Annotated in this window: 13 protein-coding genes; 4 read left to right on the forward strand and 9 right to left on the reverse strand. The window is 39.2% G+C overall.

Features of this window, described 5'->3' with window-relative positions; translation table 11 throughout:
- Nucleotides 1-49: 49 nt before the first annotated feature.
- Both arfB and RCC89_13620 read right to left on the reverse strand, forming a co-directional pair.
- Nucleotides 50-460, reverse strand: coding sequence for an alternative ribosome rescue aminoacyl-tRNA hydrolase ArfB (arfB, locus tag RCC89_13615; protein WMJ74196.1), 411 nt, complete (start codon nucleotides 458-460; stop codon nucleotides 50-52).
- 34 nt (nucleotides 461-494) lie between these two features.
- A complete protein-coding gene (locus tag RCC89_13620) occupies nucleotides 495-2513 on the reverse strand; it encodes an amino acid permease (GenBank protein ID WMJ74197.1) in 2019 nt (672 codons plus the stop codon).
- A 405-nt stretch (nucleotides 2514-2918) separates the two neighbouring features.
- Between RCC89_13620 and pckA the strand changes: the two genes are divergently transcribed.
- Both pckA and RCC89_13630 read left to right on the forward strand, forming a co-directional pair.
- Nucleotides 2919-4493 carry a phosphoenolpyruvate carboxykinase (ATP) gene (pckA, locus tag RCC89_13625; protein ID WMJ74198.1) on the forward strand — a complete coding sequence of 525 codons (1575 nt, stop codon included), beginning with the start codon at nucleotides 2919-2921 and terminating at the stop codon, nucleotides 4491-4493.
- A gap of 486 nt (nucleotides 4494-4979) precedes the next feature.
- Nucleotides 4980-7679: a cation-transporting P-type ATPase gene (locus RCC89_13630; protein WMJ74199.1), complete on the forward strand. Its 2700-nt coding sequence runs from the start codon at nucleotides 4980-4982 to the stop codon at nucleotides 7677-7679.
- Nucleotides 7680-7865: 186 nt separating this feature from the next.
- On the opposite strand, the gene RCC89_13635 is transcribed toward RCC89_13630, so the two are convergent.
- The 4 genes from RCC89_13635 to RCC89_13650 all read right to left on the reverse strand — a co-directional run bounded on the left by RCC89_13635 (nucleotide 7866) and on the right by RCC89_13650 (nucleotide 15392).
- Nucleotides 7866-8393: a hypothetical protein gene (locus tag RCC89_13635; GenBank protein WMJ74200.1), complete on the reverse strand. Its 528-nt coding sequence runs from the start codon at nucleotides 8391-8393 to the stop codon at nucleotides 7866-7868.
- A gap of 1673 nt (nucleotides 8394-10066) precedes the next feature.
- Nucleotides 10067-11002: an aldo/keto reductase gene (locus RCC89_13640; GenBank protein WMJ74201.1), complete on the reverse strand. Its 936-nt coding sequence runs from the start codon at nucleotides 11000-11002 to the stop codon at nucleotides 10067-10069.
- Between the two features lie 104 nt (nucleotides 11003-11106).
- Nucleotides 11107-14529 (reverse strand): M4 family metallopeptidase, encoded by a 3423-nt coding sequence (locus RCC89_13645; GenBank protein ID WMJ74202.1) that lies wholly within the window; start codon nucleotides 14527-14529, stop codon nucleotides 11107-11109.
- Nucleotides 14530-14627: 98 nt separating this feature from the next.
- Entirely contained in the window at nucleotides 14628-15392 is a 765-nt protein-coding gene (locus tag RCC89_13650) for a peptidase (GenBank protein ID WMJ74203.1), read from the reverse strand.
- A gap of 290 nt (nucleotides 15393-15682) precedes the next feature.
- Between RCC89_13650 and RCC89_13655 the strand changes: the two genes are divergently transcribed.
- On the forward strand, nucleotides 15683-16648 hold the full coding sequence (locus RCC89_13655; protein ID WMJ74204.1) for a lytic transglycosylase domain-containing protein: 966 nt from the start codon (nucleotides 15683-15685) through the stop codon (nucleotides 16646-16648).
- A 67-nt stretch (nucleotides 16649-16715) separates the two neighbouring features.
- Complete coding sequence (gene murC, locus RCC89_13660; GenBank protein WMJ74205.1) at nucleotides 16716-18098, forward strand: UDP-N-acetylmuramate--L-alanine ligase; 1383 nt, start codon at nucleotides 16716-16718, stop codon at nucleotides 18096-18098.
- A gap of 186 nt (nucleotides 18099-18284) precedes the next feature.
- On the opposite strand, the gene RCC89_13665 is transcribed toward murC, so the two are convergent.
- The 3 genes from RCC89_13665 to RCC89_13675 form a co-directional block, all read right to left on the reverse strand.
- A complete protein-coding gene (locus tag RCC89_13665; protein WMJ74206.1) occupies nucleotides 18285-18494 on the reverse strand; it encodes a hypothetical protein in 210 nt (69 codons plus the stop codon).
- Between the two features lie 146 nt (nucleotides 18495-18640).
- Complete coding sequence (pgeF, locus tag RCC89_13670; protein WMJ74207.1) at nucleotides 18641-19429, reverse strand: peptidoglycan editing factor PgeF; 789 nt, start codon at nucleotides 19427-19429, stop codon at nucleotides 18641-18643.
- A 6-nt stretch (nucleotides 19430-19435) separates the two neighbouring features.
- Entirely contained in the window at nucleotides 19436-20521 is a 1086-nt protein-coding gene (locus RCC89_13675) for a PAS domain-containing sensor histidine kinase (GenBank protein ID WMJ74208.1), read from the reverse strand.
- Nucleotides 20522-20539: the final 18 nt, after the last annotated feature.

The following is a 20539-nucleotide window of genomic DNA, read 5'->3' on the forward strand; positions in this document are numbered from 1 at the left end:
CTTTAATAAAAAAACGCCTTTAATATTAATTATCAAAGGCGTTTTTTTGTCAATCAATGTTTTTCCGCCATTGCTTTTTTTCACTGGTTTTCTTCTTTATATCCAACCGCTTTTTAACTGCCGACTTAGGAGGTTTTGTAGCTTTTCTTGGTTTTCTCTTTGCAAATGCCTTAGCAAGCAACTTATCCAGCTTTTGAAGCGCAATATCTTTATTCTGCAACTGCGAGCGTTTTTCTGATGCCGAAATAACAAGCACACCTTCCTTGTTGATATAATTGGACAGCCTATTTTCCATTTTCGACTTATCCGCTTCGTCCAAAATGGAGGAATTGCGTACATCAAACAACAGTGTCACTTTGGTATTTACCTTATTGACATTCTGTCCTCCGGCCCCACCGCTTCTAGAAGCTGTAAATACAACTTCCTTTTCCAAATCCTGTACATTCACTCGTTCTGACATTTTGCTTTTCTCTCAAAGTTCATTTTAATCACCACTAACCTAACATACCTTTAATCTTTTCTAAGGCATCTTTTTCTGCAATAATACTTATTTTGTCGTTTTTCTCAAGCTTATGCCCTTCTTTTGGAACAAATTGCCTTCCATCTCTCTGTATAGTCATAATACGGCTGCCTTCAGGCAATCCAAGTTTACCTATATCTTTTCCTACCATAGAGGCTGTATGGGTTTCATCCCCAACCGTAAAGCTTATCGTACGGATATCTTGAATTAAAGCTTCTTTTATTTCTTCAGGCTTAGAAGCCTTGCGCCATTTATTTGAAAACTCAGGTTGACGTATAATGTCAGAAAGCGATGATAAATAGCTCCAAAATCTTTCAGGCGCCTCTTTGTCATCAACCATTACTATCAGTCCACTAAAGCTTTTGCCATTTAATACAATCTTTCCTTTTAAAATGATCATTTCAGGCTGCTCAATATCTTCTAAAAGTATTGATGAAACAGCAATGTCATCGGTTAATGGACTGCTCCATGATTCGGATTCCTGTCTAATGGACCTAGTGAGCTCTTCCACGCCTCCTCCTATCCTATCTTTCAAAACTTTAGCTATATGTTCAGTTACTTCAGTATACCCTTCGTCTTTCACATGACTTAAGACAATAGCTCTTTTTACCAACCCAGATAAATCATTAAATACCGGAACACTAGTAACATCCGCATGACTTTCCTGCGAAACATGCCGTGCAAGCCGGCCAAACAAGTTGTATATAGCACCAGATACACGAACCCGCTTTCGACCTTTTCCAAAATACCAGCCAACACTCAAAGCGACAACAAAAAAAATAAAAGCAAGAGCATCTACCCCACTAAGCCCAATCAAAGCCAAGTATATAAATATACCTAGTATCTGAATCCACGGGTATAAAGGAGATTTATAGCCAGGCCTATATTCTTTAAGTTTGCTCTCCCTAAAAACAATAACAGCTACAGACAATCCTGTAAATGCCAGAAGCAAAAACACGCTACCATATTTTGCTAAATTTTCAACATCAAAAGCAACAACTAGCAAAGTCAGAGCCAGTCCGGTAAAAATAACAGCTAAACGTGGTACTCCTTTTTTATCCAAGCGGCCAAATTCCGACCAGATCAGATTGTCCCTTGCCAAAGCTAAAGGATATCTAGCGGCAGAAAGTATGGCTGCATTTCCGGTAGAGGCAAAAGCAGCCAATGCTGCTATTACAACCCCAAGTATTGGCAAAGGTAACCGTCTGATCAATTCTGCAACCGTGGCCACTGGTGTATTGTCATCACGTAGCGCCTCTGGAGATATAAGTAAAACCATAATTGCCGTGCCCGTAACATAAAAAAAGGTAGAAATAACCAACCCCCAGATCATTCCCTTCGGAATGGCTTTTGAAGGTTCCTTAATTTCTTCCGATATACTTGCCACCTGCTGAAAACCTCCATACGATACTGATATCAAAGCAACAGCAGAGATAAACCCCATAAACCCAAAAGGGAAAATAGGCTCAACCTGCTCTTTAAAACTGATACCGGTAGTTAAGATTTCAGTAAAACCGGCCGTAACAAAGTAAACCAACAACAATAAAAGCACAGCAACCATTATTTTCTCAGTAGTAGCTGTTTGCTGCACGCCTATCAGGTTCAAGGCTGTAAAAAAAACGATCAACCCCACCGCCACAAATTCTATAGGTACATCGATAATCAACGATAGATAAACACCAACACCTACAAAGGCAAAAGCTCCTTTAAACAATAATTGAAGAAAAATACCTACAGCACCTATAGTACCGACCATTGGCCCAAGTCCACGTGTAAGGAATATATAAGGCCCTCCTGCACGCGGCATGGCCGAAGCCAATTCGCCAATACTAAAAATAGCAGGCAACATACACAAACCTGCCACCAAATAGACCAATGGCACAGAAGCTCCCGATTCATCGGCTGCAATACCTGGCAATAGAAAAAATCCAGAGCTGAACATGGCACCTGTCGCTATTGCAAATACAGAAGGCGTGCCCAGATGCCGTGTCATTTTTTTTCCTGATTTCTTTTCAGCCATACCTCCCCTACATAATAGTTATAAAGTAATTAGTGCGACAATGAGTACATTTCATGGCTGCTTATTTATCCATTCTGATGGGTATTGAAAAAATTCCTTTGGTAATTAACAAGCATAAAAAGACTTTGTTAAACCAAAATTCTGCATCAGGCATAGGTATAAAAAATAACCCTTTGGGAGAAATAAGCGAAAAACTCTATCACCTATATCTTATAAAATATCTTATAAATATTGCAGGCATTTACAGTACACTTTTATTGCGATAAGGCCTGTTGCCAATAGGCCTTATTATATATTTCAAGCCAATCATCAACATTATGAACCCATAGCAGTCATTTTAATAATAGGTAAAGTTAAAAAGCGCAAAAAAATACTACTATGGAATTTAGCCTAAGCCAATATAATATACATGTTAAAAAGCTATTAAGAAACATAAGTGCGCCTGACTTATACGAACACGCTATTTGTAAAGAAGAAGGAACAGCCCTGGCAGATAATGGTGCGCTGATGGTATATTCTGGAGAAAAAACTGGCAGGAGCCCTAAACAAAGGAAAATTTTAAAAAACAGTCCGTCTGAAAAAAATATTGACTGGGGAAAAATTAACATACCGACAGATCAGGAAAGTTACCATGCAAACAAAGCACAAGCTATAGGTTATATAAACCAACAAGACCAACTGTATATAGTAGACGCCTATGCAGGTTGGGAACCCAAGTACCAACTTAAAGTACGGATCATATGCACACGTCCATACCATGCTTTATTCATGGAAAACATGCTTGTTATGCCAGAAAAGATAGAGGACTTTGGGGAACCTGATTACGTCATTTTCAACGCTGGCCAATGCAAAGCAACAACAAGCATAGACATTAACCTAGAACAGAAAGAGGTGGTAATACTCGGCACAGAATACGCAGGGGAAATGAAAAAAGGTATTTTTTCTATCATGAATTATCTAATGCCTCTGAAAGACGTTTTTCCTATGCATTGCTCTGCCACTACAGGAAAAGACAATAATGTGTCAGTGCTGTTTGGACTGTCAGGAACTGGAAAAACAACATTAAGTGCAGATCCCAACAGAAAACTTATTGGAGATGACGAACACTGCTGGCATGACCAAGGGATATTTAATATAGAAGGTGGATGTTATGCAAAAGTTATAGGTTTATCTGCCGAGCGTGAACCTGATATTTATAAAGCTATACGCTACGGCACAGTACTGGAAAATGTTGTTTACGATAATAAAAGTAGGTCTGTAGATTACAGCGATAGCACCATAACAGAAAACACCCGGGCCTCCTACCCGATCCAATTTATCCAAAACGCACAAATACCATGTGTTTCCGGTCACCCTAACAACATAATATTCCTTACCTGCGATGCTTTTGGCGTCCTTCCGCCAGTAAGTTCACTTTCGCCAGAGCAAGCAGCTTACCATTTCATTTCTGGCTATTCTGCAAAAATTGCTGGTACAGAAGTTGGCATAAGTGAACCAAAGGCTACTTTTAGTGCCTGTTTTGGTGCGCCTTTTATGTTATGGCACCCCAACAAATATGCAGAACTGCTGTCAAGTAAAATAAAAAAGCATAATGCCAAGGTATGGCTGGTAAACACCGGATGGACAGGGGGGGATTATGGAACAGGTTCCAGGATCAAACTTAAGTATACCCGTGCCATTATAGATGGCATTCATAACAATTGCTTTGCAGGTTCAGATTCTGTTACCGATCCGGACTTTGGTTTGCAAATACCGTTGTCCTGCCCGAATATTCCTGCTGATATACTTATTCCAGAAAATACATGGAAGGACAAAAGCAGGTACTTTAAAACCAAAAAGAAATTGATAAACCTGTTCATTGAAAACTTCAAACAATATGAAGCGGGCGTGAGTAAAGAAATTGCCAACTCAGGGCCTAAACTTGCCGAACAGGGCATATTTCAAAAAGCTTAAGTCTGAATTATATGATAGATTTAGTCATGAAGAGCAAAAATAACAATAAGTAAGCACTTAAGGCCGCAAAAGCATAGCTACGGTTAAAGGATAAAAGTGAAAGAAACAACTGATCTGATTTATTTTGCTAATTAATAGAAAGTTCTATAGCATTATTCAGGTAAAAAGCACCAATATAACCGGAAAGTATAGCCAAAAAGTATTTTCCGGTTTTTTTCTTAACCTCATTTTTTTACCTTCATAAAATGAAGAACATCACTACAAAAGTGTAACATATCATTTTCTACTAAAGTGAATACTGTGTTATTAGCTAACACAAAGCATTCTTTAAAGATTAGAAAATAACATAGTTAGCAATAAATGATTTATTGGTAGAAAACAAATACGGCAATTAAGCTATTATAAATTAATGGCATTGTGTTTGTATTATATTTATAAGCATTTTAAGAACCATCTTTTTAATTATTATTTGAATTTTTAGACACCATGAAGGAAGTTCCAGATAAAGATTGGCACAATCTTAAAGTTGAGGATATCGAACAAAGCCTGGAGACCAGTTCGGGGAAAGGCATCAGTAACAGTAAAGCTGAAGAAAGGCTACAGCAGTACGGAAGAAACGAAATTAGCAAAAAGAAACAGGACAGTGCTTTAAAACGCTTCCTGATGCAGTTTCACCAGCCGCTCATTTATATTCTCTTAGGTGCTACCGCCGTCACAATTTTTCTAGGAGAATATTTAGACGCAGTTGTAATTTTTGCTGTTGTACTGCTCAATGCCATTATAGGTTTTGTACAAGAGTCGAAAGCCTTAAGTGCCATTGAATCATTGTCCAAGAGCATGACAACAAAAGCAGTTGTGCTTAGAAGTGGCAAAAAAACACATATTGATGCCTCTGAATTGGTGCCTGGAGACCTAGTATTTTTAGAGTCGGGCGACAGAGTTCCTGCTGACTTGAGGCTGACGAGAGTGAAAGACCTGAGATTGGATGAATCAGCGCTTACAGGAGAATCAGTTGCTGTAGATAAAAAAGAAGAAGTACTTGAAAAAGATACTGTACTGGGAGACCGCTTCAATATGGCCTATGCCTCTACTGTAGTTACATATGGCAGAGGTTCGGGTATTGTTATTGCCACGGGCGACAAAACAGAGATGGGTAAGATTTCCGGTCACATTATGTCTGCTCAGGACATTAAAACCCCACTTACTGTTAAGATTGAAAAGTTCAGCCATCAATTACTTCTGGTTATTATTGTTTTGACCCTTGCCACATTTGGCATAGGCCTTTTGAGAGGGCAGGAATTTACAGAAATATTTATGGCGTCTGTGGCTTTTGCGGTTTCTGTTATTCCTGAAGGACTTCCGGCAGCAGTTACCATCATGCTTGCCTTAGGTGTTTCGAAAATGGCCAAAAGAAGGGCGATAATAAGAAAATTGGTAGCCGTAGAGACACTTGGTAGCACAACAGTCATCTGTTCTGACAAAACAGGTACCCTTACCGAAAACCAGATGACGGTCAAGGAAATTTTCTCTGGTGGTGAATTTTTTACTGTATCAGGAACAGGTTACGCCCCTGAAGGAAAAATAACAAAAGAAGAAAAAGAAATCACCTTAAAAGAGCATCATGTATTGAGTGAATGCCTTAGGTGTGGCATACTTTGCAATGACAGTAAAATAACGAAAAAAAATAACAAGTGGGACATACAAGGCGACCCTACAGAAGGTGCCATTTATGTGGCTGCTATAAAGGGAGGCTTTGACGCTGACAAAGAAAACGAAAAGCACCCTCGAATTGATGAAATCCCGTTTGAGTCAGAACATCAATACATGGCCACGCTCCATGAAAAAGATGAACATGCCACCGCTTATATCAAAGGATCCCTTGAGGCCCTGCTGGAACGCTGTGACAAAATGTTACTGGCAAATGGCACCGAGGCTGAACTCGATAAAGATACCATAGAAGAGCAAGCTAAAAAAATGGCTTCGGATGGACTGCGTGTCTTGGCATTTGCCTTTCACAGGTTCAACAAAAACAAAAAACACCTTTCGCACAAAGACTTGGAAAAAGATATTGTCTTTTTAGGAATCCAAGGCATGATAGACCCTCCTAGAGAAGAGGCGAAACAGTCTGTTGATTTGTGTCAGCAGGCAGGTATCCAGGTAAAGATGATTACCGGTGACCATGCACTCACAGCATCAGCCATTGCTGGGATGATAGGCCTGAAAGGTGAAAAAGAAGGAGATAAACTTAAAGCCTACACAGGGAGAGAGCTCTCACAACTATCTGAATATGATTTTCCAGCCATTGCAGAAAAAACAGCTGTTTTTGCACGGGTAGCCCCAGAGCAAAAACTTTATCTGGTAAAAGCATTACAGTCCAAAGGACATGTGGTAGCAATGACCGGTGATGGGGTAAATGATGGCCCAGCGTTAAAACAGGCCAATATTGGGGTGGCTATGGGAATAACTGGTACCGAAGTGGCCAAAGATGCCTCTGATATGGTGCTAACAGATGATAATTTTGCATCTATAGAAAGTGCTGTTGAAGAAGGACGTGGAGTTTTTGACAACCTTACCAAGTTTATTGTTTGGATTTTACCTACCAACCTAGGACAAGGACTTGCCATTATGGCCTCTATTCTTCTTGGAGTATTATTGCCCATTTTACCAGTTCAAGCCTTGTGGGTAAATATGACTACGGCGGTTTTATTGGGCCTTCCTTTAGCTTTTGAACCGAACGAACCAGGCATTATGGAGCGCCCTCCGCGAAGCCCAGACCAACCCCTGATTACAAAACAATTGATCATGAGGACGCTTTTGGTAGGCTTCCTGATACTTTTATTCGCCTCAGGACTTTTCCATTACGAACTTGGACTTGGTGTATCACTTGATTACGCACGTACAACCACAACTACCACCATCATTGTGATTCAGGCCTTTTACCTGTTAAATTGCCGCTCTCTTATAAAGCCACTAAACCAAATAGGGATATTTTCAAACCCTTGGATATTTGGAGGTATAGGCGCTATGATGGTTTCCCAGTTGCTGTTCATATACGTACCAGTCATGAACACTTTCTTCCATACAATGCCTATTACTTTGGAGTCTTGGGCTAGAATTATTGGAGCAGGTTTGATTGTTTACCTAATAATATCAGCCGAAAAGTGGATAAGAAGAAAATATGAATAGAATGACCATAATAAGCATATAACTTAAAAAGGCTGTCTGTAAGGCAGCCTTTTTAAGTTATATGCGCAAGATCCTCAAACCGATATAACAGTTAACTTTTCACCCATTAGTTATTTGACACCAAAATCCAATAAACATAGGCTCAATTAATCAATAGTTTGAGCAAAGCTTAAAAAGTAGACTGGCTTATTTTCCTTGATAAATAATAAAACTTTCTTCATGGCCAATAAACCTAATACTAACATCATTGCTTCCAAAACATCCTGAATATAACCGATGTTGTAATGCTGTTCTAAAACCTATACCATTTTCTTGACGACTATAGAAAGTTTTGTCTTTATGTCTTTGCCTTTTACTAAACACTGGAATTAATTCTATTTCTACTTTGCATCCAGGTAGCGTATGGTTCGAAATAACTTTTTCTATGGCCTTAAACTTTTTGAAATAAATATTATCATCCTCATTGTTTAATAAAAGTGTACCTTCAATCTCAATCTGAATAAGCCCATTGTTTTTAAACAGATTTAACTGACCATCAACAATACTTACCTTAAATCTAGAAACATCAATATTACGACAAATATATCTTTCCTTAACTACGCTAACATTAGAAACTGGCCGCTCTGATTTTGTTTTAATTCCCAACAAAGAGGTACAGGAAGCATTAAGGAAAACCAAGAAAGCAAATACAATAATTACACTGATCTTTTTCATGGGAGGCATTACGACGACACCTAAACTAAAAATATAGAAGGAAAAAAAGGGCTGGGAGCGAAAAATCCGCTTTTTACAGGAATCAGCCGCTCCATATATGTCGACCTTCCGCTGTTAACCTGCTTTTTGGGCGAGGTCCGTTCGAAAACGGATGCGGCCTGCTCTTCATTATGGGTTAAGCCAGTTTTTGTTTATCTATTGATTTTTCGTTTGTAAACCCAACCCTTATCATAAAGTTAAGATTTTGACCAGACAACATCAAAATATTTCCCCTATTAAATTTTATGTACTTCAGAACATACTGAAAAGCAATAGCGTAATCAATTGATTTTGCTAAGGTAAATTAAAGGCAGAAATAAAACCTTATACTCTCTCTCCCCGCACCCGTTGCGGGGTCGGTTGGTAAGTAGCAGTACCCGTAAAATACGTTTATTAAAAAATCACTTTTCTGCTAACTCTCAACAGATGCCGGAACAGGTCCGGCAAGGGCTGTTATTTTATTTTTCAGGTATAGTCACCAAGATATTTTGCAATTTACGGTACGCTGTGAATACTGGTATTATCAAAATGTTATCTAGTGCCAGTGTCCTTTTTGTCAGAATCGGGATTCGCCCGATTAAAGGATTTAAGGATTACCTTTTAGTGTCGCAAAAGAGGCAATGTCTAACAGACCCTTCGTTCCTCAGGGTGACAGGTAATTTATAGGGGTAATTTTAATGATATCCAGAGCCCAAAAGGGGCGATATGATTATAGAATCAAAATTACATTATTATTTAAGCCCCGAAGGTGGCGACATAATTTAAAAACTAAGCATCTGCGAACCCTCAACAGATGCCGGAACGGGGCTGGCAAGGGCTGTTATTTTTTGTTTTTCAGGGGAAGTCACCCGGAATCTGTCAGAATCAGGATTCACAAGATTAATGGATTCAAGGATTGCTCTTCAGCTCGAAAAAATAACAGCACATACAAGTTCAGACCAATCCCGTTAATCCAAAATCACACCCTGTTGTTGGTGTTTTCACCAACAATCATGCGGAAAATAGATAAATTAATTTTGCACAAGGTAAAATAAAGCAGAAATAAACTTTGTTGTTCTCTCCCCGCACCTGTTGCGGGGTCTGTTAATAAGTAGCAGTGTCCGTAAAAACACGTCTTTTTGAAAACTACTTTTCGGAATATGGTTCGCTCCTTTATATGTTTCGCCCCGATTAGGGCTAACTGGGGCAAGGTCAAGGTTTCTACCGATATTTCGCCCTTAACAGGGCTTATTCCCAGTCAAGTCCCATTTGGGACGAGATATTGGTAGACTGAGGTTAACATATTAGTTATAGCCCCGTTAGGGGCGGAACATTTTTTTTCAGAATCTGGATTCACTGATTGTAAGTAAATACGTCTATTAAAAATCTGCTAGCTCTTAACAGACGCCGGAACGGGGCCGGCAAGGGCGGTTAATTTTATTTTCAGGGGAAGTCTCCCCAAATAGTTATGCATAAGGTGAAATTAAGCAGAAAAAATAAACCTTTTGCTCTCTCCCCGCACCTGTTGCGGGGTCTGTTGGCAAGTAGCATTATCCATAAATACATCTATTAAAAAACCACTTTTCTGCGAACTCCCAACAGATGCCGGAACGGGCCCGGCAAGGGCTGTTAATTTTGTTTTTCAGAAAAGGTCATTAATTCCATTCTAGCGAGGCTCTTTTATTCCAATAAACCTCAGGCGTTTCTTTCAAAGCTGCTAAGCTTTTTATATCCTCCTCACTAATATTTATTTCATTGGCTTGTAAATTCGAAAGCAGGTGTTGTTTTGTTGCAGCACCACTCAGCACGACAGAAACCCATGGCTGCTTTAGAACAAATGCCATACTCAATGCATCTATTCCTACTTGATATTTAGCGGACAGTTTATCTAAAACAGCTTTTTTATCAGCAAAAGAAGCCTCACTGTTACGTGCTGTAAGGCGACCATTTGCCAATGATTCTTTTACAATAATCCCAAAGCCTGCTGCCTGTGCTTTTTTGAGTATTTCAGTGGTTGACTGTTCTAAGATATTCCATGTTACCTGAACAGATTGAAACAGATATACTCCATCTCGCTGTATAGTCATGGCTTTTTCCAATGTTTCACCCTGGCTTGTCCCACTCAACGAAAGCCCTGGTATAATTCCCGACCTTTTTAGCTCCCACAGCCGTTCAATGACGGCCGGGTTCTCCAAAACTTTACTGTCCGGTGTGGCTGAGTGTATATGATAAATTTTAAGGTTTTCTCCTAAGTTCTTCTGAGATTGAGGATATTGTTTTTGTAAAACTTCAAGAGAATGCTCCTTCACCTCATGTTTGCTGGCCTGTACTTTCCAACCGGCAGTATAAGTGTAGCCCCATTTGGACCCTACTATAAGACTTCGCTTGTCAGGAAGGTTATTTATCCAATTAGCTAGAAACTCCTCTCCTTTTCCATAACTGCGGGCAACATCAAAATATCTTATCCCATGCTTATAAGCTAAATCCAATACTTCTGAAGCATGTTTTTCCATAACTAAAGGGTCATACACGCGCTTTAGGTCTTCGTTATGTCCAAGATTGATATACCCAGGACGGCCTAATGCTGCCATTCCTAGTCCGATTTTCGAAACTCGCAGGCCTGTATTGCCAAAATCAACTATATCCATACATGCAAATAAAAAAAAATTTCCAGTTTTAAGAGTAAAAACCGCACTTACTGTACCACTATTTTCACAATATCCGAATATCCGGCATTAAGAAACCTAAAAAGATATACCCCACTGCTTAAACTTGAAGTGTCAAAATAAAATCCAGCCATGCTCTCCTCTTCAGATATTTTATAAATGCCAAGGTTCCTTCCTGCAATATCAGAAACATGACACATAATAGGGCCATCGCTAATTTTATCAAACTTTATAAGCAAATTTTTGCCGATCTGCACCGGATTAGGGTAAGCAAATGCTTTGAACTCTACAGATTCTGGTTGAATAATTTTTACGGGAGAATAATCAAAGTCTCCATCCATATCATAAATCTTTAGTCTATAAAAAAGCTTTTTCCCTCTCAATGGCTGAAAACCTGATAAAACATCCGTAAAGTCATATGAGTTGACCTGACTGCTTTCTCCCAAAGCGGCCACCTCACCTATAGCTGTAAAACTCTCACCGTCAAAACTTTTCTCAACAACAAAACAACAGGTATTTTTTTGAGAAGCCGTTGACCATGTCAAATCAACCATGTTATCATGCTGTTGCGCCTTCAAGTAAAGCAAAGAAACAGAAAGCTTGTTTTTTACAACAACAAGTAAAGAGTCATAGCTAACACACCCACGATATAAAGACTCCACATTTACGAATCCCGAAAAGTCGCCCCAGTTGACCTTTATACTAGAAGTATTTTGGCCTGAAATAATTTCACAATCTTCCGGAACACGCCATGAGTAGCTAGTGTTCTGCTCCTTTCCTACATTATAAGCAATATCCATTTCTTCCTCATAAACATTAGTAGGTCCTTCTATACTCAGCTTTTGCTGCTCTGAAACATGCGCAACCACCTCTGAACGTTTAGACAGGCAAGCTTGCGGCTGTATTTCCCAATTATAAAAATAGTAGTAATATTCACTACCGGCTGAGCTACCATGTACAGAAATAAGGTTATTGACATTGTATGGGTAAGAAGTTCCACTGGAGTTACGATATAAATTCATATATGAGCCACCCAACCTATAATTTCTACCAGGTTCTATAGGCAGGTCGAACTTTACCCGATTGGTTCCTGATGGTATATGCACAGAAAAACTTTTCACCAATGCACCATTTTCATCCCATAAATGGATATTTCTTCTACCTGAAGCAGCTGAGTTGACCCACACAGATTTTAAAACTACTGGTTCATAACAGTCAAATATAAGAAACTGAGTCGATGAGTTATTGTGATAGCCACCTGTTCCAAATTGATGGTCTATAGGTTCAGAGAACACATTGCCTGGTTGGGTTTCCCTTTCTACATAAAATTTTGTATCCACATATATTTCAGGCGTATCAAAATAGTTGCCTGAGTATAAAGGACTGCCTCCTACAGCAGTATCATACCAATTAAACATACCCTCTTCCTCTACAGAGAGCTTTACAGAACCAGGGCCACATCGACCGTTTGACTCTGCCACAGGGCCTTCTTCCTGATTAATGTTGATAAAATTTTCTAGGGTCAGAGAATCTTCCAGCTCACGCCCACATACAGAGCCATTAACTTTTAACTTAACTGAGTAACTACCTTCTTTATAATAAGTATGGGATGGATGACTTTCGTTACTAGAATTCCCATCCCCAAAATCCCAATGGAAATCACCTCCGTTAAGACTCTCATTTTCAAAAGACACCGTAAAGGGCAAACGACAGGAGCTATTATTTAAAGCAGCAAAACCTGCCTTCAACCCTTCATAATATGGAGCACCCACACCAACAGCATGCCAAGCATTGGTTACTGATTTAACTTCATCTGAGCACTCTCCAAATAAATCTTCAGCAGCCAGTATAGAATACATCCTGGCATCTTGATAATCTGAAAAACGTGTCAGATAAACAGTCAGGTTCCGGTAAGCTACAGCAGCAGCTTTTTCAATACCTATTGGAGGAACCTGATATTCGTTACCCAAATCATTTACCCCACTTCCTCCTTCAGACAAAAGGTAAAACCAGTGATTTTGCACACCACTGTTGATATGTACCCCTCCATTATCGCCAGTACCTGTGTACCAAAATTCTCCACCATAGGTATTGGGATGCCTACGCCGTTTAGGGTTAGCCATATCTCTCAAAAAGCCTCCTCTGATAAAGATTTTCTCTCCAATAAGATAGTTGGCATCTATTCCTTTATAAAACTCTACTGCGGTTCCAAATATGTCACTAAAAGATTCATTGAGTGCCCCCGGTTCATTGGCATAGATTAAATTAGCAGAATAATTAGTTACCCCATGAGCAATTTCGTGACCGATAATATCTAAGGAGGTCAAAGGAGAAAGATTAACACCATCTCCGTCTCCATAGGTCATCCACCTACCATTCCAAAAGGCATTGTTGTAGTTCTTTGAATAATGAACAAATGAAGCAAGTATAGCACCTTCATTGTCATAACTTTTACGGTTATGCTTTTCTAAAAAATAATCATAGGTGCTTTCTGTCCCCCAATGTGCATCATAAGCAGCATTTTCATTTTCTCCATTATTCCACACATTCGACTCATTAACAAAATCGGAAGCTTCACGATAAGAAGTGCCATTATGCATGTTGAGCGTAACGACTCCATTTCCCCTCGCAGATTGCCTTAACCGATACCCTTCCGAAAATTGGTCCGTCATTATACGCTGCACTCCTGAATATCTGGTATGTGCAGTCCCTTCTGCATCTATGTGACATATCATATCCAAGGTTGATATAACCTCGCCAGTTTTCGCATCAATATATATCAACTTTCTGCCATGAGGCTCTTCGGAATAAATGTCAAACCTGTATGAAAGTATAAATGCTGCTTCTTTATCAATTGGGGTTATAACCAAATCTCCTTCAGGATAGTAAGTTTTGTTGTTATCACCGGTCATTTCTTTAAGAAGCTCTTCCTCTTCCGGTATCTCCCATTTGTATTTCTCTGCGCCTAAAAAGTTTAAAGCCAAAGATAGTGCTGCTTCTTTAGTCAAAGAAGGACTAACATCAAAGTTATATATATTTTGAATGGCACCATTAGCACTTTTCACATAACCATTTTGTGTGTGGAGAATATACTCCCCACCTTCTACTTCAACATCTTCATAATATTGCTGATACTTGATATGTACAAAACCAAGCGCATCCTTTTCCCTTTTTTTCTCCCGTAATTTATGTGCTGGTTTGTCTTTTAATAGTTCACGAACAAAATTAGCTACAGATAGCCGATCCCCTTCCTTTATTTCAATGTAGCCAGAAACACCTTTGCCTCGAGGGGTAGACTGAATGTCAAACTCTGTCAAAGGGTTCCCTCCATTTTCATTCCCTCGACCTAAATTTCCACTTCCTCTATCTAGATTTCCTGGCTGTCCCATAGCTACAAAATGTAGAGCAAGGAAAACAAAAACCACAGAGAACCTCAATAAATTTCTTCCCAATGAGACCATCTTTTAATTTAAATACCTAGAAACATCATTCTAATACTAAATAACTTAAACTATTTGTATTAAATAAAAGCTTAAAGAATCAATCTTGGCTATTTTCCTCCATTTGCACGGAGGTCGTTAATACATTCTTGATCCAATTCAGGTATTGCCCCACCGATTAAAAGGTTAGAAATAACATCTGTTGTTTCAACAGTATAATACATCAGGCAGGACCTGTTATCACAATGGTGTCCATGCTCATCATCCTGATGAAGATTTTGCATAGGACTTCCGAGATTAACCAACCCTAGGTTATGCCCTATCTCATGATTTAAGACAACAGTTTCTAATGTGCTTCGTGATGGCTTGTTTAGCCCATCGGAATAGTCCATTATTGTTTTTTCAAACAAAGCCATGGAGGTGTTCTGATAAGCTACCCCTAAAACCTTAGACCGGTCAGTATCTCGTACATAACCACCGTCAGCAAAAAAGAAGTAAACACCTATAGTATCTTTACGAGTATATACAGTTCGGTGTTGGTTTTCTATTTCCCTAAAATCAGCTACTGAATAATTTTGCTTATTGGGTGAATTAATGGAAGTGTACTTAAACGTAATACCGGATGGTTTATGAAGCCTTTTTTGTAAAAAGTCCCTTAGATTTTTTATGGCTTCTGAAGTGGGAGCAAAACCTCGCACATACTGTATTTCAACCTCCAGATGTTGATATCTAGACGACGAAAGCAAATCTCTTGCACTAGCTCCGACCTTCAACGAGTTACTCGCAGAAGGATCCTCTTTTTTACATGAAGAAATTGTAAGCACCAGAAACATGACAACACATGCATGTTTACTGATTTTAAACCAGTTAATCATTTAAATTTACAATTAAAATTAAAGTAGAGAGTGAATTAAAAACAGAAGTAAGGCAAGAAAAAATAACCTCACCTTAAAAGAACGGTACAAGTGGTACAATTATTGGTTCTCCTGATTTCACCCAAGCTGGCTCTGCTTAGTCTGTTAATCAAAGTAACTAAAAGCCAACTTGGTGCTGACAATACTTTTTCTTTAAAAATTTTCAAGAAATCAATAAATATTATAAAAAAGATATTCCTGAAAATAATAAGTTTGCAATATCTTCTTTATAGTAATACGCAAGATCAAACATGAAGTCATATATATACCTTTTCATAGCAGCATATAGTTTTTTTGCCTGTCAGTCCAGAAGCACACCAGACCAAAGGGCCTTAAGGGAAAGCACTGCCCTTAGCAAGGAAACAGTAGTCTTTAGTCCTGGCGATAGCAAAGCCACACAGCATATTACCTCTGTGCCTATTCCTGAAATAGTAACTTTTGCTGGTGAAAAAATACCTATAGAACGTACAGATGTTAGAGAAGGACTGGAGCAAGAGTTAATAATTAACACTTTCAGGCACTCTCATACCTTGCGCATTATAAAAACCATTGAACGGTGGCGCCCTTTTGTCACCAAAATATTGCGAGAAAATAATGTTCCAGAAGACTTTATTTATCTAGCTGTCGCAGAAAGTGAGTTTGACAACAATGCGCGCTCTTTTGCAGGCGCGGTGGGCATGTGGCAGTTTATGGAAAAAACAGCAAAAGAATACGACCTTAAAATCAACAATGATGTAGACATGAGAAGGGACCCTAAGCTTGCTACTGAAGCAGCTAGTAAGTTCCTGACAAAAGCTTATGGAAAGTTTAACGATTGGACACTTGCCGCTGCCGCTTACAATAGAGGTGTAAAAGGCATCAAAGATGTGCTGGAAGAGCAAAAAGCAGACAATTTCTTTGACCTCCACCTCAACCAGGAGACTGCAAGATATGTGTACAGGATTATAGCGCTAAAGCTCATCTTAGAATCCCCTGAAGCCTACGGATATTTTGTTCCTGAAAACGAAAAATACCAGCCTTACGAGTTTAAGACGGTAGTAGTAGATGATGACATCAACAACCTCGTAGATTTCGCTTTGGAACACAACACTACGTATAAAGAATTGCGACTGCTAAACCCATGGTTTAACAACACCTCCAATTTTAAATTAAGGGTAGGACGTAAAGAAAGCTATGAAATTAGAGTGCCTTTACAACAAAAGCCAGGGAACAGTTGAGTTTAGTTTCTTTATATAAATTTTATTAGTTTGGCAGTTTACCATCCTAGAAGGATAATTCAGAACCATGAACTTTAATACCCAACAATATCAAAACTATTTTTTTGTAGGAATCGCTGGCACAGGCATGAGTGCCATTGCCCAATACCTAAATGGCATAGGAAAATCAGTTGCTGGATCGGATCGACTGTTTACGCAAACTAACAAAATGCTGATACAAGAGCAGTTTGAGAAAGCTGGAATACATTGTTTCTATCAAGATGGTTCTGGTATAGATGCAAACACACAAGTAGTTGTAGTTTCTACAGCCATTGAAGAAAGCAATGTGGAATACCAAAAGGCTTTACAGTTAAACATCCCTATTGTTAAAAGGTCAGAACTTTTAGCCGCTATTTCGTCAGAGAAAAAAACAATTGCTGTAGGTGGAACTTCAGGAAAGTCGACCACTACGGCAATGATCTTTCATATCCTCAATGAAAACGGTCTCTCCCCTTCCTTGATTACAGGAGCAGGTTTGACAGCATTACAAAAACAGGGCTTACCTGGAAATGCCAAAGTTGGAGAAGGGCCTTGGCTGGTCATTGAATCTGACGAATCTGATGGATCTATCGTAAACTACTTGCCTGAAACAGGAGTTGTGCTCAATATAGACCGAGACCATAAAGAGTTTGATGAGCTTATTGCACTTTTTGAAACTTTCAAGCAGAATACAAAGGGAAAGTTCATAGTAAACAATGACCTGGAAATAACCCAAAAACTGTCGGTAAACCCTCAAGATAATTTTGGAACTATTCCTGAAGCTGGTTTTGCGGCTGAAAATTTTAACCAAGAAGGTTTTTCTATCAGCTTTACCATTCAAGAGGTATCATTCAGAATTCCTGTTATAGGTAGGCACAATATGGAGAATGCAGCCGCAGCAGTGGCCGCAGCACATACTGCTGGTGTTTCTGTTGAGCAATCTGCAAAAGCACTCCGTACTTATGAAGGTATTTACAGAAGAACACAACTGGTCGGAGAACACCGTGGAATTATAGTTATCGATGATTTTGCACACAACCCTGCAGAAGTAGCAGCCGCCATTAAAAGCTGTCAAATTATTGGTAAACGGGTATTTGCTTGGTTTCAACCACACGGCTTCGGTCCTCTAAGGTTTATGCACGAAGAGCTTTCTGAAAAGTCTGCCGAAACACTCCGCGCAAACGATACCCTGATTTTATCTGATGTATATTATGCAGGCGGTACCGTAAATAAAGATATTTCTTCTGAAATTGTTACAGAAGCTGTCAGTAAACAGGGGAAACATGCGCTTTTTATAAAAGACCGGGCGCAACTTCCAGCAAAGTTAGCCGATATGGCTGAGAAAGGTGATGTTATCCTACTTATGGGAGCCCGTGATCCATCGCTGAGCGATTTTGCCCACAGTGTTCTCAATGCCATTAAAAATAGCTAATAAGAAAGCCGGCAAAAATTACGCCGGCTATATACTTTTAAAATGAGATAGACCTCATGAGGAGCAAAATAACAATAAACCAGGGCTATTGTTAGACACAAATGAGAGCGTCAGCGACTGATTTGAAGCTATTTTGCTGCAGAAAGTTCTATTGCAAATTTCAGGTTTAACCCAAACTTACCTTGGTTAACCAGAAGAGGCATCTGCATCTTCTCCAGGTTTTAAATCTTTTTTTTCTCCTGGGGCAATACCAGTATTTGAAGTCTTTTTCCCTTTATATCCTTTTTCCTCTTTCTTAGATACCTTGTCAGTGGAATCAGCATGACCGTATCCGCCTGGAATGTTTTCAGGATTCCCTTCAACGCTAGTTTTTTCTTTATCTCCTCTATAAGCCATAAAAACCTCCTTTTAATAAAAACACGCCTTCCCCCTCCTATGTTCACCTGATAAGTGGCTAAAGCGCATAACTACATTTTAACCTGGACTATGCATTAGGTTTCATTATGAGGGGGCAAAAGAAAGTTCTAATGCATATTTCAAGTTTAACTAACCATAATACCAGCAGCAAACCTTCCGGCCTTACCAGCGGAATATCTGGCTGAAAAGTATTGTTTATTTTCTTTATAAGTACAAGTTTCCGCTAGCTCAATATGGCCAGGTAACACACCGATATCCAATAATTGGACCTTGTTCGCCTCCCAGAGGTCAAGGTGCCCTTTCCCTGTACCTGGGTTTACTGTTACAATACGTTCTTCTTTTCCAAAAACACGATGAAAGGCCGAAACTACTTCTGACCCTGTTTCATACACTTCCTTGCAAATAGAAGGCCCTATCCCGACGATCATATTTTGGGGCTCGCAATTGAAATTACGAATCATAGCTTTTACCGCCTTTTGAGCAATCAGAGATACTGTTCCCCTCCATCCTGCATGTACGGCTCCCACCACTTTTTCAACAGGGTCATAAATTAGCACGGGAACACAATCGGCGGACATAACAGCAATACACAGGCCTTTCATTTGGGTAACCAGCCCATCGGTATCTTTCAAATAGTCAAGATCTTTTTCTGAAAGAACAACCTTTACATGGTCACTATGCGTCTGCTCAGGAAACACTAATCGGTCAACTTTCAAAGCACTTGCAAGCCTTTTTCGGTTTTCTTTGACATTTTCTACATTGTCGTCCACATTATAGCTAAGATTGAGACCACCTAACTCTCCATTACTTACACCTCCTTCCCTACCGGACACAAAGTGCTTTAATTCAGGATATTTTGACAAGTGTTCAAACTGACGTATTACCAGGTTTCCTTTCAGTGTTTTTTTGATCATTTACAGTTATTGGTTTTTAAAATGCAATCGGAATTCGGCTCCTACCCCTTCTTGACCGTAAACATCAATAAATCCACCGGCATTTTCAACCATTTTTTTTACAGTATATAAACCCAAGCCACTACCTTCAATATGCTCATTTAAGTTTTTGAACATATTGAAATACCGGTTTTCTTCTTTAGGCTCTATGCCTATACCATGATCTTTGACACTTAGGACTGTATGTCCGTTTTCATTCCATGTACTGATTTTAACCACACACTTTTGGTCAGGTTTTCTAAACTTAATTGCGTTGGAAACCAAGTTATACAAAACACTCTTTGTATTTGCTGCTGTAAAGCAGATTTGAGGCTCTTTTAAATCAATATCAATTTTAGCCTTAGAAGCATTTAACTGCGCTTTTAAATCATCCATGACCTGATGGATTATACCTGGTAATTTTACATAAAAATAATGTCCGTTTAATTTCTTTTGTGCCTTGGTCATGTTAACAAGCTGGTTAATGTTTACATAAAGCTGGTTAACAGACTGCTTCATCAAGTCAGCAATTAGTTCACAGTCGTCATCAAAAGACTTATGGGAAACCATGTCATAAATATTGGCCACAAGCCCTTCTAAGTTAGACGCAGGAACTTTCAACTCATGAGAAGCAGTATAAACCAAGTTATCAAGGTCATTGTGCAGTTTTTCAAGTTCGTAGTTTACCTTTTCAAGTTCTATAGCCTGTTCCTTTTGCTTATGGATGCTGGTACAGGTGCCAAACCATTTAACAATGTCCCCATCTGGACCACGCATAGGAATAGCTCTTGCTATATACCACCTATAGTGACCTTGGTGGTCTTTAAGCCTATATTCCATTTCAAAATCTACTCCGTTTTCAAAAGAGTTTTTCCATCTTTTAACGGTTTCGCTTTTTTCATCTGGGTGAATAATACTTTGAATTCCTAAGTCCCGAGATTCATCAAAGCTCAGGCCTGTAAGCCGATACCAGCTTTTGTTAAAGTAATCAAGATTGCCGTCAGGGCGTGACGTCCAGACTATTTGCGGCAACGAATCGGCGAAGAACTTAAATTCTTGGGTTATCTCAAACATAGGTTATTTTTTAGCCCA

The organism is Cytophagaceae bacterium ABcell3, assembly GCA_030913385.1.
Classification (GTDB): domain Bacteria; phylum Bacteroidota; class Bacteroidia; order Cytophagales; family Cytophagaceae; genus ABcell3.